Source organism: Pandoraea oxalativorans (assembly GCF_000972785.3).
GTDB lineage: Bacteria > Pseudomonadota > Gammaproteobacteria > Burkholderiales > Burkholderiaceae > Pandoraea > Pandoraea oxalativorans.
In genome coordinates this window covers 2748266-2765440 of record NZ_CP011253.3, presented here as the reverse complement: position 1 = coordinate 2765440, position 17175 = coordinate 2748266, and the positions used below count along the sequence as shown (strand labels likewise).

General features: G+C 61.5%; 8 protein-coding genes. 3 read left to right on the top strand and 5 right to left on the bottom strand.

Annotation, left to right across the window (positions count from 1 at the left end; all coding sequences use genetic code 11):
* Positions 1-16 precede the first annotated feature (16 nt).
* The 4 genes from MB84_RS12355 to MB84_RS12340 all read right to left on the bottom strand — a co-directional run bounded on the left by MB84_RS12355 (position 17) and on the right by MB84_RS12340 (position 13213).
* Positions 17-2698: an Ig-like domain-containing protein gene (locus tag MB84_RS12355; RefSeq protein WP_046291990.1), complete on the bottom strand. Its 2682-nt coding sequence runs from the start codon at positions 2696-2698 to the stop codon at positions 17-19.
* A gap of 51 nt (positions 2699-2749) precedes the next feature.
* Positions 2750-7186, bottom strand: coding sequence for a Tc toxin subunit A-related protein (locus tag MB84_RS12350; protein ID WP_046291989.1), 4437 nt, complete (start codon positions 7184-7186; stop codon positions 2750-2752).
* A gap of 94 nt (positions 7187-7280) precedes the next feature.
* Positions 7281-12077, bottom strand: coding sequence for a Tc toxin subunit A (locus MB84_RS12345; RefSeq protein ID WP_046291988.1), 4797 nt, complete (start codon positions 12075-12077; stop codon positions 7281-7283).
* A gap of 281 nt (positions 12078-12358) precedes the next feature.
* The gene (locus MB84_RS12340) at positions 12359-13213 is read right to left on the bottom strand and encodes an AraC family transcriptional regulator (RefSeq protein WP_046291987.1); all 855 of its coding nucleotides are present in this window, start codon (positions 13211-13213) and stop codon (positions 12359-12361) included.
* A gap of 298 nt (positions 13214-13511) precedes the next feature.
* Here MB84_RS12340 and MB84_RS12335 point away from each other — a divergent pair, with 298 nt between their 5' ends.
* From MB84_RS12335 to MB84_RS29890, 3 genes are all read left to right on the top strand, one after another.
* Complete coding sequence (locus MB84_RS12335) at positions 13512-14435, top strand: PhzF family phenazine biosynthesis protein (RefSeq protein ID WP_046291986.1); 924 nt, start codon at positions 13512-13514, stop codon at positions 14433-14435.
* A 149-nt stretch (positions 14436-14584) separates the two neighbouring features.
* Positions 14585-15685 (top strand): asparaginase, encoded by a 1101-nt coding sequence (locus tag MB84_RS12330; protein ID WP_046291985.1) that lies wholly within the window; start codon positions 14585-14587, stop codon positions 15683-15685.
* A 39-nt stretch (positions 15686-15724) separates the two neighbouring features.
* Complete coding sequence (locus MB84_RS29890) at positions 15725-16027, top strand: inositol monophosphatase family protein (RefSeq protein ID WP_046291984.1); 303 nt, start codon at positions 15725-15727, stop codon at positions 16025-16027.
* On the opposite strand, the gene galE is transcribed toward MB84_RS29890, so the two are convergent.
* On the bottom strand, positions 16024-17043 hold the full coding sequence (galE, locus tag MB84_RS12320; protein ID WP_046291983.1) for a UDP-glucose 4-epimerase GalE: 1020 nt from the start codon (positions 17041-17043) through the stop codon (positions 16024-16026). The genes MB84_RS29890 and galE overlap by 4 nt on opposite strands.
* Positions 17044-17175: the final 132 nt, after the last annotated feature.

Sequence of the window (17175 nt, the reverse complement as noted above, 5' to 3'; positions counted from 1 at the left end):
GCGTCGCAAACGGGGCTCACGTCCAGGTTAGGGCCACGTTGCAAAGCTGGACGACTATGCTGTCCTTTACACCGCGAATGAGGGTAAGCGGGCGGCGTTCAGCTCGGGTCGAGCGCACTCTGGCCATGGCTGTCTGTCCGTATTCGATCGGAAATATCTCGATATCTAACGGGGCACCGGTTCCGCGATAGATCGAGTATTGCTCCCACGGCTCCTTGTTCGTATAGGTCGGCCACTGCAAGTAGATCCACTCGTTGATCGGTGCCTCCTGGACCGGTGCATAGATCAGACGGGTCGGCTTACCGTCCGTTGCCTGTGGGTGGTGCTCTACCGTTTCCGTATCGACGTCGAAATGCCACAGCCCGCCCATTCTTCCGCCCGCTGAAATTCGAGCGTGCACGACACGGGAGTAGTCGCCTGGTGGCAGCAGAATATCGAGTGTCGCGGAAAGTGTGCGATATGGCGCGTCCTGGTGGATGATGGCCTTGTAAGGACCCAGCGTCGAGCCGTCGTGGAGATCAAGTACGACGTCGACATCTCCCGGGTCGATATTTGGAAACTGCCCATCAACCGTGGCGTAGCGTTGGGCCAGGACAAACACCCGCAAAGTCGGGGTGGCGTAAGGTATCCCAAGGTCTGGCCTGCCCGGGAAAATGTGCGCGATCACACAGGTAAGGCTCGAGCGCGACGGGGGCCTGCGATAACGGATGCCTGCGGTCACAGGGCTTGGGCCACCCACGATGGTTATGCGGGCATCGTCGTGAAATTCCTTCCTGTGCATGTGGAAAGTCGCGGGAAACGTTGTACTGCCAGTTGCGTCGGTGATTTGTGCGTGCTCGATATTCAAGGTCATGTAGTTGCTCGAAATGGCGGTGTCGGGGACGAGATTGGTTAGCGCACACGGCACGCCGGGCAGGGGAGACCCATCGGAAATGGCGCGTGCCTGAACGACGATGGAGTGCGTCGTGGGAGCCAGCGTTTGATCGGTCGGTCCGAGGACGAAGTAATCACCTTGCATGCTGGTTTCGCTGCCGGGCAGCGCCACCAACTCGAATGCTTCGGGTACAACGGTGCCGCTCAGTACGGGCGGCGTCTTCCACGGTTTGCAGGTGAATATGATGTCGAACATCTGCGATATCGCGTCACCCGACGCAACGACAGTCCATTCGAGTCCGTCTTTCGTGAGCTCACGTTGCACTCCGGGCGCGGGCGAGAATGTCAGGCTGCCACTTGCGCCGGATGCACTGTGAAAGGCGTAGTCGAGCGACACCATCTCGCCCAGCGACACGTTTGCGTCCTGCGGCTTAAGGGTCAGCTTGTGCGCCGCAGTCTCAGGAAATAGCAGCACCCGGCCATACTCCGAGTCAACGCGCTCGCCATCGACAAGAAACTGGAACTGCTCCCACGGCGGAGACGCAATCGTTTGCACGCTGATCGATTCGAGATCGGGCACCTCGTTGTAGGGACCTTCAACCGAGACGGTGACGTTTGCGTCTGCCGTTGGCCGAAACTCGAAGGTGGCCCAACCGTCGCCATCCGTGCGTGTTTCCGTGGCAGACGCACCGTCCACGCGCCACTGAACGGGGGTATCGACGGCAGGCATGTCCGTGATGGCACTGACCACCTGTGCACGGACGACCGCCGTTTCCTGCAGCGCTACACAAGGTTTATAGTCGGGCGCTACGCCAGCGCCGATCAACAGCTTGAAGTCGCCTACCAGCAAGGCGGGCAGCGCAAAAGGTGGCGCGTGATGAACGCTCTCGATCAGAATTTCGTGCACGCCCCCGGACGTGGCATCGCACGTCAAAGTCCATGGGGACTGAACATGTTGTGCGTCGTCATCGGGTGTGGCTTCCGTTGGCGTGAGCGTCAACTTTTGTTCGTCTGCCGCTGCCTCGTCTCGCCAGTAGGCGTACACAAGCGTTCCCGGGTTTCCCGCCGCCGTGTCGCCAGCCCAACCGCAGGCGTCATCGACGGACAAGGCGAGGCGGTGCTCCGCGCCCTTACATACCGGAATCTTGCCATCGATAAGCCAACGTGCGGCTACGCCGTCGAGGGAGACAGAAGAGTGCGCGGCATTCAGCGACAACGGACCATGAAACAGCCCGACCGACATGCCGGGTGTGCCGACGCTGCCAGGGATTTCTCCGCAGATGTGGACTCGCCCGAGTGCGCTTGGCCAGTCGGGGCCGTCTTCCGGGACTGCGGAGTCGGGATCCTCGGCGGGGGCAAGCGAGGTGCCGTCGGGCTGCCGCCCCGATGCCAGTCGAAGCTCGAGTTCGTTGTCCTGGGCGCCTGGACCGAAGGTGGTGTCGAGTGTCAGCCACGGCGCCGCTCGCGCCTGCGACCCGTCACCCGGTGTCGGCAGGATAAGCGAGGAGAAGCGCGCAGACGGATAGCAAAAAAGCTGAGCATTCGGTTCCGGCTGTCCGGGACGTGTCGTTGGTTGATAGTAAAGGTCCAGACGATAACCCAGTCCCGGGGCGGTCAACGCCTTCGCATTGATCGGCATGGTAAAGCGCGCGGAGACCAGCGTGTTTTGCAGGATGTCGAAGTAGGTGCGTCCGCTTGTTGTCTCTCTTCGATAGAAGCCGCCGCTAATGCCATTCAACGGTTGCCAGCCGTCTCGCCAGTCAGTGCCGATGTCGGCATACGGAAGCAGATTGCGCCCGGTCTTGCGTTGATTGATGCGGGTCATGATGGTCTCCGGCGTTGTCCGTGCTGCTGTGTGCTACCAGCGAACTTCCCTTTACGATTGCTGCGATTGCGGCGATTGCCCCTTCATCAGGTCTTCCACCTGCGCCGCGAAGTCGGCGCCGCCATCGACAGCCGTGTATTCGATGTGGAGGATCAGATCCGACATCGCATCGATGACTTCCATCTGTTTATCCGAGCCATGACGGGGGAATGCGACTTGCCACGTCGATATCGCGCCCATGCGCTCGAAAGGCTCGTACCGGTCGTTGTCGAACAGGAAGCGCATGCCTGTGCCGTCGTCGTCGAGGCCTTCCGAGATGGCGACTTGCGGCGTGAGGCGCAGGTTATGCCGAACGTTCTCAGGACTGGCGTCGTCATGCGTTGGGTCGTAGACGTATTGCACCCCGCGGATGTCGGGCTTTACCACAATCAGGCTCGACGTCTGCGTGAGCGTCATGTTCAAGGTCTGATACGGACCGATCACTGCAGGTAAGGTGACGGCCACGCGGCGCAATTGGCGCAAATACAGACCTGGATGATCTTCGTCGAACAGGTAACTGGTCAGTGGAAATTCAAAGGCGCCGCTTTCCTTTAACGACGCCTTCGCCGCGTTCCACCCGTCCTCGCCGAGCAAAGTCTTGATCGACACGATCTTCTTGACGACCAGACGGCGTTCGTGGCGATGCAGGAACGACGACTCCATTTTCAGAAGCGTCAGGGACAGCGCTTCACCCGCCGTCAACCCGTAATAGTTGTCGAACCAGTTGCCAGGCTGAATAAAGTTCGTGTCGTAGTCTCCGATCTCGTATTGCCAGCCGGCCTGAGCCGCCAGACACAGCGCGTTCGTGGCGTCGTATGCCTGGAAGTAGAACGTTGCAGTGCGGCTTAGTAGCCAGCGGTAAAGCGATGTTTTGCTGCCGCGCGTTTGCGACAGGAAGGTGTACATTTCTTCGGCCTGTGCCATGGCGCGCGTTTGTTGCGCCAGCGATGTCCGGCTCGCTTCGATTTGGATTTCCTGCGCGGCGATCTGGGTGTCGATCATGCGCATCTCGGCATCGGCCGTGTCTCGTTGGAACGCCCACTCGGCGCGACGACGGCGGAACGCTTCGGTCCTGTCGTGCGAGGCCGACTCCATCGTGAACAGCTTCGCGTTCGTGTCCAGCGCAAGCACGGTTGCTTTGGCCAGGGAACCCCAGCGGGCTCCGCCACTGGAGGTGCCGAAGATGTTCGGGGCAAGGTCGGCCAGCTTCGACGTCGTATTGAACACCTCCACCATGCCGGTCAGCAGACGTGATGTCGCCAATCGATCGTTCGAGAGAATCTCCAATGGAGAAAGGTCTTCGTCATATAGCCGCTTGTATCGGTCGTAACGGATATGCACGGTATCTCGCGAAGCGCGCAGCGTGACGTTGACAGCTTGCGCATGCCGAAGCATTTCCTCCTGCAATTGCAGCGTGAACTGCGACATCTCCATGAGTTGCTGTTGCAGTAGCGTCTCCTGTTCGGTTCGATCTCCCTGTTCCATGTACTGCCGCACCAGATCGCCAAACCGGCACAAGGTATTCACTGCCTGCTGCGCGCGCGGCAAGATCGACATGAAGCGATAGGGCAGTACGAGCGTGTCGTTGCCGAGATCGCGGCGATGAAAGCCCCCGTCTGCGGCTTGTGCGCGAAGGAGGTCGGTTGGATGAATCGGCGGGTCGAAAAGTGGCAATTGCAGTGGTTTGCCATCGATGGTGAGGTGATTGCGCAGGTTGGATAGCCGGGAAGCCAGCGTTTCCCACATGCTCAGCAAGTCGGTGTTCAGCGGAAGACGAAATGCCGGATGTGCCAGAAGATCCGCGCCCAGCGCACCGCCCGCCCGCGGCGCAAGATTAGCCAGTGCCTCGTCAGACACACCCGCCTCGATAGCGGCGAATCGTTGCGTATCTTCCTGGTTATCGAGTTCGGTCAGCGAGGACGGTGTCCACTGTGCGGCGCTCTTGAACACCGGTGCCTGTCCCATCAAGCGGGAGGCGCGCAGATATAACATCTTCGCCTCGGTAAGGCTGTCACGGGAGACCTGGCGATAGAGCATATCGGCCCAGGCGACGAGGGTTTCGACATAGTCTCGAAAGATGCGCTTGCGATAGTGCACCGGCGCGCTGTAGGCAATCGCGTCCGGGTCGGCGGGTGCACTGATTTCGTGATTGGGATCTCCATCCTCGATCAGTGGGCGCACCCGCCAGTAACGCGGCGTATCCGTTTCTCCCGGATTCAGCGGTCTGCCAGGATCGAACAGGAAATTCAGCCATTCGAGCGCATCTTCGTGGCTCATCTCGTCCTTGAGCTGATTGGCAACCAGATGCGGCAGGTGAAAGAAGATCTCCCAGAAATAGCGGCCGTTGGCACCATTGAAGTCGAGGACAACAGGCGCCGAACCTGCGTTGAAAGGAGGCTCGGGCGTGTTTTGGGCGTCCCATCCCAGCAGGTGCTCGAGAGACACGGACGCACGTTGAATCAGCGTCCCCGAGAATGTCGTATTCAGACGCACGCGCTCCGGCGCGAAATCGGCGGCCGCAAACTCGAGGAACTGGCTGCCCTGCAATCCCGCGACAATCGTGGGATTGACCGACGGCTTGGCCTTCAGGTGGACCTTGTAGGTGTTGCGCCCAAGCGCGACGTCCGTCGCACCAAAGGAGAAGGTATGGACGGTTTTCGTCGGATCGCCCGTCCCGTGCGTTGACCGCTCGGCGATACCGCCATTCACCGTAAGCGGCTTGGACCAGACTTGAGTGCCTTCGTGAGCCAGGGAGAAATTGGTTCGGAAAGGCTGGGCGTTATAGGAGAAGTGAACGCCGGACACACGGCACTTCCAGCCGGCGTCGGAAAGCTCGGTGGAGACAAACGTAAAACCTGCGCCAGCCAGGCATTCCTCTTGTGTCAGGTTCGCTAGCGCTTTGAAGACCTCGTTGTCGATCTCGAAATATCGACGACGTTCCCAAATCAGCTCCCTCCAGTCGAACGTCACAGAAAACAAGTCCCGGAACTGAAGGGTCACGTAGCCCGCGAACATGAGTCCTAGCTCAAGGGTTGCGCCGAGTTTGCCGGACGGCAGAACTTTGAGATCGATCTCGGCGAGCAGTCCTCTGTCCGCAGGTCCTTGCACGCGTTCGACGATCAGTCGCAACCGTCCGCCATTGAACGGGAAATAAAACCGCGTGGCATAGCATCTGGCCTCGATATCGAGATGGCCTTGCTTGACGCCGTCGCGGTTCGACACAAAGTAGGCGGCCCCTAGCGAAAGTTCCGAAGCGAACCCGGGAACGCCCGCGCGCCCCGATGTCTCCTTGATGACTTCGATTCTGTCGAGCGTCAGATCCTCGGCCTCGACGATATCGTCAATCGAGGCGGCTCGACTCTGAAGGATCGCCGACGTCTGGTAAATCGATTGTGTGAGGATCTTGAGCGTCGCAATCTGTTTCGCCGTGAGCGTGATCGGATCGAAAATCGGATCCCACGCGTGATAAAGCGCAGCGCTCTCACCGGTGGCAGGCACCAACGCTACCGCGAGTGCCGATTGGCGTCGATCGAACGATTCGAAACCCATCGCCAGGAGGTTGAATTTGGCGTCTTTGGCATCTTCCAGATCGCCCACCGCCTCCGCGGGCGACCAAAGGCCGTTCAAGTCCAGATAGGCGTACTTCAACGTAAAGCGCCACACCGTGGGGCTCGACGGGCGTTCCGGAATTTCCAGACGCTCGACCCATACGATGAAGAGACGACCGTTGATGCACACCGGCCGAATGTGGGTGACGTCGCCTGACATCTTGACGCCGATCGCCTGCCATTCGCCCCAGGTCGTGGGACTCAGAGACGTTTGTCCTTGTCGCAACGTGACATCGGCCCGGCGCCAAAAAAACTGAGGCGGCGCTGTTTTCTGCTTGCCGATGAAGAAATAGGGGGCGTCGCGAAAGTTCAACCCGTCGATGTAGCCGCTCACAACATCGAGGTTTGCTACGTGCTCGAAGGAACGAAGGTAAGTCAGGATGGCGGCGCGAGCGCGTTCCTTGTTGAGCCGGGCCTGATGAAGGTCGGTCTCCAGGGTGCGAAAGAACCCGCTCTTGGACAGGCGCAATGTAGGATCGAGGTAGTTCTCCGGGTAAGAGCGCAGCAACTCGGCGCCAGACCAGATGTCGTAACGCGATTCCCAGTTGCGCCAGTAGTCGAGCACTTCGGGATCGACCGGATCGACGAAGCCCGGTTCTTCACCGGCGAAAGCGCCGTGAATGTAACGTTGCAACGATGCGATAAGTTCGGCTACGACCGAGGTGGTGGGCGCGATCTCCACCTCGTGATCGAGCAAATGGTAGTGACTAAGGTCGGCGGGCGTAACAGGCGTGCCTTGCGCGATGTCCGCATTGACCACAACTTGCCCGAGGTAGAAGTCGACCATGGCGCTCTGGCGGGCTTTGGCCAGCGACGCATTCATGCGTTGAATGTCGTTCATGGCAGGACTCCGTGAAGGGATACATGTCGTGGTGGACAAGGGCGTCGCCGTGACGGCAGCGGATCGCTCGCTTGTGTGGGGCTAATGGACGTCGTCAGGCCGGTGATATCACGGGTCGCATCCATCTGACGTGCCGCGGATCGATCAGACGTATGCCGAGCGAGAAGATGGCATCGGACGACGGCTCACGCTCGCACGTCAGCCACCACGTCACGCCTGCCGCCTTCATCGGTACGGCCTGCAGATAAGTCGGCGTCGACGACAAGCCCTGACCGGTCGGGTTGGCGCCGTCCCACGTCAACACGACGGCCTGATCGACAAGGAAGGTCTGACCTGGCTCGGGTTTGATATGCAGCGCGACGGGGCCACGTCCGACGGTGAACGACAGCGTGTCGGACACAGGTTCGCCGTCGAGTGTAATGATCCATTTCGGTTCGGGCACGACGGTGATACCGAACGATTCGCTCGATTGCGTGCCATTGATGCTCGCAGTGATTCTCATGTCGCCGGGCTTCGCCAGTGACACAGCTATCCGGGTCTGGCCGGCGAGATCGGTCAACCGATTCTCGGTTTGCTCCCCATTGATATCCCAAGTCACAGGCAGGAACCTGACGGGAGGCGGGTCGCGTTTACCGTCGTCCACGCCCGGATACTCCCCGGCTTCGACTCGCATCGAAACAAACGCGAATTTCTGCGGATTCTGGATATGCCGCTGCTCGGACGGACTGAGCGGCACGATGGTCGGTGCGTCGACGATCTCGAAATTCGCGCTCACGCTGCGCCCGTCTATCGACGCGGTGACGCTCAGAATGCCGACGCCTGTCGGCTCCACTTCCAGCACTGCGATGCCGTCCTGATCGGATTCCGTTGGCGGCAGTTCTTCGTCGTTGACCGACCAGCTCACGTTCACTTTGGGTTCAGGCTCGCCGCTCAGCGACAACACGGTACAGATCAGCTTGGCGGGGAGGTTCGCGAGATTTGGCGTCATCAGGCGAATGCCGTATGCACTGTCGATGAACGGGCGATCTACAGAAATGACGTTCGGCAGGAGCGTGTTCACTCCAGCGTACTCGGCGCGCACCTCCGTCGTGCCGGGATATCGGCTGACGACGGTATTTCTTGCCCAGCCATCGCTGCCCGTGCGGGTCGCCCGATGCTGTACGCGTCCAGGGCCCGATCGCACAGACCAGTGCACCTCACGGTTAATGCCGGGGTTTCCATAATTGTCGTGAACGAACACTCGAATGTCGGCACCTTCGCGCTCGCCGGCGAGAATCTCCACATCGTCGTCAGGAAAAGTGTCATAAGGCTTGAGCGAGGCTTCGTGAGCATCGATTCGAACCGCGGGCAAGGCGAGGCGCTGATCCAGACCGATCGTGCCGAATATGTGCGCAGTTCCCATCGACAGTCCCGCGTGCAGGGTAACGTAGGCGATGCCGTCCACGTCGGTGGTCGAAATATCCGAGTCGATAAAGCCGGCACCGCTGAGCGACCATCTGACGGGCGCTCCGGATATCGGCTGCCCGGCGAGATCTCGGATGGTCAGCGCAAACTGTGCTTCGGTGTCGACCTGATCGTCACCCCTGACGACCAGGGACTCGTGCGATACCGTACTCGAACTGGTGACGCTCTGACCGACTTCGGGTACCACCGCGCGCTGCCCGCGACGCTCGGCCTGAGCGGCGGCGCTCAGGCAACTGAACGCGTCTCGAATCGCGCGACGATAGTCCTGCGCTGTCGCTGAGTCGGATAGGCGGCCGAGGCCGTCAAGGGCGACGACGCTCAGCCCGGTTCGCTCGGCGAGATCGAGAATGCGCAGTAATCCCGAGAACTCCGAGAGCTTACGCAAGATGCCGATAGGGCTGACGATCAACGCGGCATCGAGGACATCACGTGCACTCGCACCGACGAGCGCGGTGACCTTGCCGGCTGCGGCGTCGCGCATCAGCCGTGCGTAGGCACTGCCTTCGGCGAGCGCTTCTTCGTTAATGACGCCGGGGGTGTTGACGAGCGCCAGATAGTCCAATAATTCAGCAGGCGCACGCAAGCCGCGGTCGATCACGTCGCGATAGGTCTGGAGGTGATAGAAGTCGCCGAGGCCTGTGGCACCGGGTGAGAAGCCGAATGCATCCGGCTCGCCCGAACTCAAGTGGCGTGCGTTCTGTGCGTGACGCCATAACAGCGCGCCATCGAGGGCGAAATGCCTGACGATGTCGGCTTGCCGTCTCAACTCGCCGAGCTTGTGCAGCATGATCTCGGACGATGCGTAGCCCGCCTGGTCGTCTTCGAGCTCGCGTGGCCAGGCGAGACGTGTCGCGAGCTGAGCACGAACGGAGGCGGCGGTGCGCTCCGGTTTTGCTTCCCATGCCCAGCGCAGTAGGTCATAGACGCTTTGCTGTGCCCAATCGATCAACGGCAGCACCAGCTCACCGGCAATGCCCAGATAGCCCGAAATCCGCGCTTCCACCACACTGCGTTGTGCCGCGCGGGCGCGAAGAATCACGGCAGTCAGCATCGTGCTGATCTCGGCTTGCTCGACGTCTGCCGTTACCCGGAAGATAGGCCCTTCGATTCGGCGTCGAGGCGACGACTGGCGAGTATGTGTGCAAATGCCGAAGTCTCCGTTGAACAACGCGGCAACCGCGGCGCTGACGATATCGGAGACGCTTGCCTCGTAGTCGGCGTCGCTACCTGAGATGTGGTCAAGCACAATGCCGTCGGGATCGGTCAGCTCGGACAGCACGCAAAGCCAGTTCGGTCGAATCACGTCCCCGTCTTCGTCTTCGTCTTCCTGTCCCGTCCGTAAGTGCGGCATCGGAATCGTTTGAGGCACGCCGGCTTCGTAGAGCATCGAAGGCGTAATGCGAACGCCGTTCACCTGGCTATGAAGATCGGCGATCAATTGCCGCTGGGAATCGCCTGCGATTTGCGGCGTCGAATCCGCACGCAAATGCTGCACCATCCATGCGACGTCGATGCTTTTGGCGCGGCACCAGCGAATACAGCCCTCGACCGCAATCAATGCGCTCAGAAAGTCGGTCTCGCCGAGGGCGGGTCTCGAGTGAATTTGAGGCACACCGACCATCTGCCGTACCACGGGAGCGCCTTCCTGACTCAGGGTTTCGAGCAATCCTGTCAATACGACCGGCGAGATGCCGAGGTATTTCGCGAGGTTAGTGACACGATAGAACGCAGAGACGACCTCAAGTGTGCACGTCAGCGGGCCATTGCCGAAACTCGGCGCGATCGAGCGCGTGAGGTAGCTGAAGGCCTCCGGATCGAGGCCGAGTGCCGAACTGATGTGCTCGACTGTCCGGCGGCTGTCATCGTCCTGGGGCCACCGCCGGGTCAGCAACGGACTGCCGTCGAGTACCAGCGGCATCGAATGCCGATGCGGCTCGTTGAAGACGCGATCGAACTGGGATGGCGAGTCGTCCCCCTGCCCATAAGGCGCCAGCGTCCCGGTCCACGCCGCGAAATCTTCCGCGGTGACGCCATATCGGGATTGCATTTCCTTGAAGATGCCCAGTGTGCGCAATGTGTTCGTCGTGATCGTGACGGGGGCGTCGAGTCCTTGGGCCTTGTGGGAGGCGACCAGCAGTCGGTCGGTAGCCGCATACGACAGTTCGAGCCAGCGGCTCAACCGAATCAGCCGGTGAATGCGGTCGGCGCGACCGTCGTCAAGATGTTCCAACCAGTGCGCGGGTTCCGTGTCGACGGGCTCAGCAGTGTCTTGCGCCCGATAGGCTGTGGTCGGCGTGCCTTGCCTGATCTCGATGGCGGGGTCGGCGCCGCCGTTGATGTATACCGCCCCGAACCCGGCCCCGGACACGGGCTCAAGGCCGACGATGTTGTCGGACGCCACGGGGGCTGCCGTTTGTACCGCGAACAGGCCCGCAAAGTCAGTGCTGGGGGTTTGCGTGCGCGCGCAAAAGACAGCGGTGTCCTGGAGCGCAGCAAGGCCACTGACGCCGTATGTGTCGCGGTAAAACCTATCGGCGGCATTGATCTCACCCGACTGACCGCGATAGAGCGTCTCCAGCAGTAGATCGCGACGTGCGGGGCCGAGCGGCAGGCTGAGCAGCATGGCATCGTCGCCCCAGGAAGTCTGCATGCCTTGCCGGACGAAGTAGTGGTAATTCGGATCGGCTTGCCGCGACACTTCACCCAGTGTGAGCGGCTCGCCGCCGGCCAATTGAAGGATATGGCCGATCTGGGTTGTCCAATGTTCATAGGGCATCGACATTGGATAGCGCACGGTGGACATGGCGAGATCGACGTCCGGTGTCGCCTCATCGCCCGACAATACACGCAGATACGCTGAAATCGCATACTCCAGTACCCGCGCCGACGCGTCGAGTGTTGGCATCTCGCCGTTGAGCGCCTGATCGTCGATGACTTGGTCGCCGATGTCGGGGCGGCGTTCGTCGAGTCTCAGCTTGAAGTCCGCCAACGCACCCGAGCTTTCCAACTCGCAGGCGCGACGAAATAACATGAGCAGATAGGCAACGGGCGACGTGCGGGCCTCAATGGCATTGGGCTTTGCCATGGAGCTCCAGTCTTCGTCGAATAGATTGCCGTATACGGGGCCACTCGCGAGCGCTTCCATGCCATGCGCGAAGTCGGGCGCCAGACCTGGTGTACGGACCAGTTCCTGCTCACGAAAACGCCTCGCCACGGCGATCCCGGCACTCACCGCGCGCTCATGAACTTCGCGCGCCTCGTCGATGTGCAAATCGGGATTCATTTCAAGCATGCGTCGCAGCGGCAAGCGTCCCAGGGCGACGACGTTTCCCGCCATCTTCGTCAAGTGACGAGACATCGAGCGCGATGCCGTGAGCCGACCCAGTAGCGGACTCGTTTCATGCAATGAGCGCGGTTTGCGTGCCATCGGCGTCTCCCTCGTGCGCTGGGGCGCGTATGCCAAGGCTTCCCGCCGCGTAGAGAGTGCCGACGCGCGGGTGGTCAGGGGCGCAAGACGCGCCGGTGCTGCGTGCAATCTGGAATTGCTGTGTCGCTGAAATATGTGTCGTGAGGATCGTTTTGCAGAGGTTGTCCGACTATCGTCGGCTCACTGCACGCCCAAAACAACTGTCAACGTTGACAGGAGACGCCGCCAATTTTTTGGTTCACCGTGGAAAATCGCGGAGGTTTTTGAACAGCCTGGGAGGATCAATCGATACGCGGAGCGCCTTGCTTGAAGGCGTTCGGCGGCGCGTACCCGTGTTGCCTGAAGAGTCGTGCGAGATAGGACGGTGAGTCCAGTCCCACAGCCGCCGCGACGGCAAGCACCGTCATGCCGGGGGCGCGCAGCAACGTTGCCGCGATTTCCACGCGGCGTCGCGACTGGTAATCGACGACGGACTCGCCCGTGGCGTCCCGAAAGATTCGCGTCAACGTGCGTCGTGACAGGCCAAATTCATAGGCGATGCGATCGAGCGTCATGGGCTCATCGAGCGTTGCATCCAGAAACGTCCGGATATCGCGCACGATCTCGGCATGGGCATCGCTACGACATTGCGGGATCGCAGCAGACGTCAGACCGGCTTCGACGCAACTCGCAGCCACCGTACGCACCGCGAGGTCCGCCCGGAAGGCGGCCAGCTCAGGGAATGGAGCACCGTTTGTCGTGCGCGTGTCGTCTGCGACACGAACCGCATCGAACAGTGCCAGCGGCGCTGACCAGATCGAGATGCGGTTGCATGCGAGCTTGCGTCGTGCCTTGCGTTCGCAAAAGGCAACGAAATCGCTCGCGACATAGACGGCCACGTGTTCCTGCCCGGGCCGGTGGCCCCGCGTATCGTGAACACGCCGCGGCGGCACCACGACGAACGACTTCGGTGCGACGCGCACCGGCGCAACATTCGACTCGACGTTAAGCACGAGTTGCCCGGTCCTGGGGAGGAGAAACATGTACTCGTCGTCATGCGCATGAGGGGGCGTGCGATATTCACCGACGCTCACATGCCGGACATCGGCGACGCGATCTCCGTACAAATGACGCGATGCGGTGGGATAAAGGTTCACTTTCGATTCCTTGGCGGGTCAACCCGAATGGCGACGTTGCCGGATCATATTCCGGCGTGCAGGCGGCCAGTATAGGCTTTGTCCAAAACGTCAGTGGAACGGTGGGGAGCGTCATGGCACACGCGACGTATTCTCGTCATTCGACGCGATACCTCGGGAAATCGCCGATGCGCATGCGCCATCCGCTTACCGGCCCGAGCGAGGTATGGCCCGATCGGACGCACGGACTGGCCCGATTGAAGGCGACCGCCGTTCCGACGTCGGGCATGCTTGCGCCACTTGCCATCAGGAGTGTCCGATGACCACCTCAAGCCTGGTTCCCCCCAGCATTCCCTCGCCCGCGGCAGCCGCACCGGATTTGCGCTTCGTCAACGTGTTCTCCGCCGGTGCCGGTGGCGGCAATCCGGCCCCGGTCGTGTTTGACGCAGACAGCCTCTCGTCCGACGACATGATGGCAATTGCCGCGCGTTACGGCCATGAAAGCGCCTTTGTCTGTCGAGCCAGCGACCCGCGCAATACGGTTCGTCTGCGCTTTTTCGTCCCGGCGCATGAGATGGAGATGTGCGGGCATGCCACGCTCGGCGCGATGTGGCTGTTGCGTGAAGCGGGGCGCTGGACGACACCCAGTGCGACCGTGGAGACGCTGAGCGGTCGGGTCGATGTCCGTTTCGACGAGGCGACGCAGCGCATCGACGTCGGTCAGCCGCGAGGCAGCGTCGAACCGGTAGCGGCCCCGACGCTCGTGGCCGCCATTTGCGAAGTGTTAGGGATCGGCGCGGACGATCTGGCGCCCATGAACATCGTCAACGCCAGTACTAGCCGCACGAAGACGCTCGTGCCCCTTCGGGCCGTCGAAAAACTGAACGCGCTGACGCCGAAACTCAGCGCAGTCGCTGCGCTGTGCGACGCCGTCAATTCGACCGGGTTGTATCCGTTCGCCGTCGAGCGCAAGCGGCCACTGGTGTTGCAGGCTCGCCAGTTCCCGCGTTCGTCGGGCTATCCGGAAGACGCCGCCACGGGCATCGCGGCGGCGGCCACGCTTTACGGCGTGCTGCATTACGGGCTGCTGGCAAACGGCGAGTCGACTGTGCGCATCTATCAGGGCTTTGCCATGGGACGTCCGTCCTGCATTCGGGTGGCGCTACGCGAACCCGGCAATCGCGAGTCCGGCTGCTGGATCAGCGGCGCAGTGGAGTTCGCCATGCTTGAGCCGCACGCTTGAGCGGGCAGACCTCACCCGACGACAACTGAAACGTCGACCTCGTGGGAATCTTCAGCCTCTTCCTTCGCAGTTCAAAAATTGTCAATATGTCGGACGTCACGCCAGCCCTCGGCGCGATGCTTGATAAACGACATAACAGGAGCGAATTCATGACATTGTCGAAGACCCCTCAGCAGGTTCTGATGCACTCGATTGCAATCGCCGCATTGACGTTGAGCGCTGGCGGCTACGCCTTGACGGCCGCCGCGGCCGGAACGGAGTCACCCAAGCCGCGCATTCTCGTACTCGCGACCGGCGGCACGATCGCCAGCACGGGCGACGCTCGCTCGGCCATCGGCTACAACGCCGGCGGCGTGACGGGCGAGCAACTGACGGCCAGCGTGCCCGGTCTGGACAAGCTGGCCACGATTAAAGCGGAGCAGATTTCGAACATCGGCTCGCAGGACATGAACAGCAAAGTCTGGTATCAGCTGGCCGCGCGCATCAAGCAGGCGTTCGAGCGCAACGAGGCCGACGGCATCGTGATCACGCATGGTACCGACACCATGGAGGAAACCGCGTTCTTCCTCGATAACGTGCTCGCTGCGAGCCAACCGGTCGTGCTGGTCGGTTCGATGCGTCCGAGTACGGCGGTGAGTGCCGACGGCCCGGGCAATCTTTACGAAGCTGTCGAAGTAGCCGCCAGTGCGCAGTCCCGCAACCGGGGTGTGCTCGTCGTCCTGAACGACACGATTCACTCGCCGCGCTGGGTCACCAAGACGAATACAACGTCGGTGCAGACGTTTCAAAACCCGAACGGTGGCCCGCTCGGGTACGTCGATCCTGCGTCGATCCGGTATCTGGCCGCAGCCCCGGCGGGTCGAAAAGGCTCACTGGCAGTGCCCAACGCTGGTCTGCCGCGCGTCGACATCGTCTACGCGCATGCCGACATGGACGCCACCCAGATCGACGACGCGGTGCGACACGACGCCAAGGGCATCGTGCTCGCGGGCGTGGGCGATGGCAATGCCTCCAAAGCGGCACTCGACGCGCTCGAAGCCGCTGCGCGCACGGGCATCGTGGTGGTCCGGTCGTCGCGCGTGGGCGCCGGGTTCGTCAACCGCAACGTCGAAGTCTCCGACGACAAGACGGGGTTCGTCGTCTCCTACGATCTGAATCCGCAAAAGGCCCGAGTGCTCACGCAACTCCTCATCGGCAATGGCGTCAGCGCCGCTGACAAAGTGCAAAAGGCATTCGACGCCACGCATTGACGGGCGTCCTTCGCCGCTTTCAGCCGGACTGACCTTGATGTGACGTCGGCGTGTCGCCGTCCAGGTCAGTCCGGTGTTGAATACGCGTTAAGGACGTCCGGCTGGGGCGTAGCCGAGTATCGGTGCGCCACCATCGGCCTTGGCTTCGCCGCGCTCGGCTTCGTCGATGGCTATCTCGAAAAGCACACAAGCATCCGGGATATCGCGGCTGGGTCGGTCATTTGCCGTGAAGCGGGGCTTAGTGTCCATGCGCGCGGGGCATATCACACGGGCGGTCAGACGATCTTCGCGGGGACCGTCGAATTGTCCACCGTGGCGGGCCGCCATCTCGCGCTCGACTAGCGATAGCCGGTCGGGTTGTTCACCTGCCAGCGCCAGTGGTCGCGGCACATCCGCTCGATGCCGTGTCTGGCTTCCCATCCGATCAGGCGGCGTGCGAGCGACGTTGACGCGAAACAGCAGGCAACGTCGCCGTCGCGTCTCGGCGCAAGCTCGTACGGCACTCTCCGGCCACACGTGTTCTCGAACGCCTTGACGAGTTGCAGAACGGTGTAGCCTCGCCCGGCACCCAGATTGACCGTGAATCCGCGGTCGAGACGCCTCAACGCGTCGAGCGCCATCAAGTGGCCTTGCGCCACATCCATCACATGGACATAGTCGCGCATGCCCGTGCCGTCCACGGTGTTCCAGTCGCCACCGTAGACCTTGAGCTTGGACTCCTGGCCCAGGGCCACCCGGGTAACGAAGGGCATCAGGTTGTTCGGTGCGCCAACGGTGTCTTCGCCGATGCTGCCGCTATCATGCGCACCCACAGGATTGAAGTACCTCAGCACGGCAATGCGCCATGCGGAATCGGCGCGTGCCGCATCGCGCAGCATGGCCTCCGCGAACAGCTTCGTTTGCCCATAAGGACTCACGGCGGACAGCGCGCATGACTCGTCGATGGGAATCCGTTCGGGATTGCCGTACACCGCGGCGGACGAACTGAAGACGAGATCGTGAACGCCATGCGCGCGCATGGCCCGAGCCAACGTCAATATGCCGCCAACGTTATTGCAGTAGTAGTCGACCGGGCGTTTCACCGACTCGCCCACGGCCTTGAGCGCCGCGAAGTGAATCACCGACGAGATGTCGAATGACCTGAACACATAGTCGAGGACTTCGGCAGAACACACGTCCCCCTGGATGAACACCGGCGAGCGTCCACAGATGCCGGCAATGCGGGAGATCACCGTCTCGCAACTGTTGACGAGATTGTCGAGGATGACCACATCGTAGCCATGCTCCAGCAGCGTCACACAGGTGTGCGAACCGATATACCCGGTGCCGCCCGTGACAAGCACAGTCTGTCCACGCATGATTCGAATCCTTCGGTTGGCGATGTCGACGGGGCGGACGGCCTCGGCGGGGGAGCCGACCGGGCCGCTCAACGACGTCAAGCAATCATCGTGCCGCCTGAAGAAATCGGTGGCGGGGCGTCGGCGCCTGCC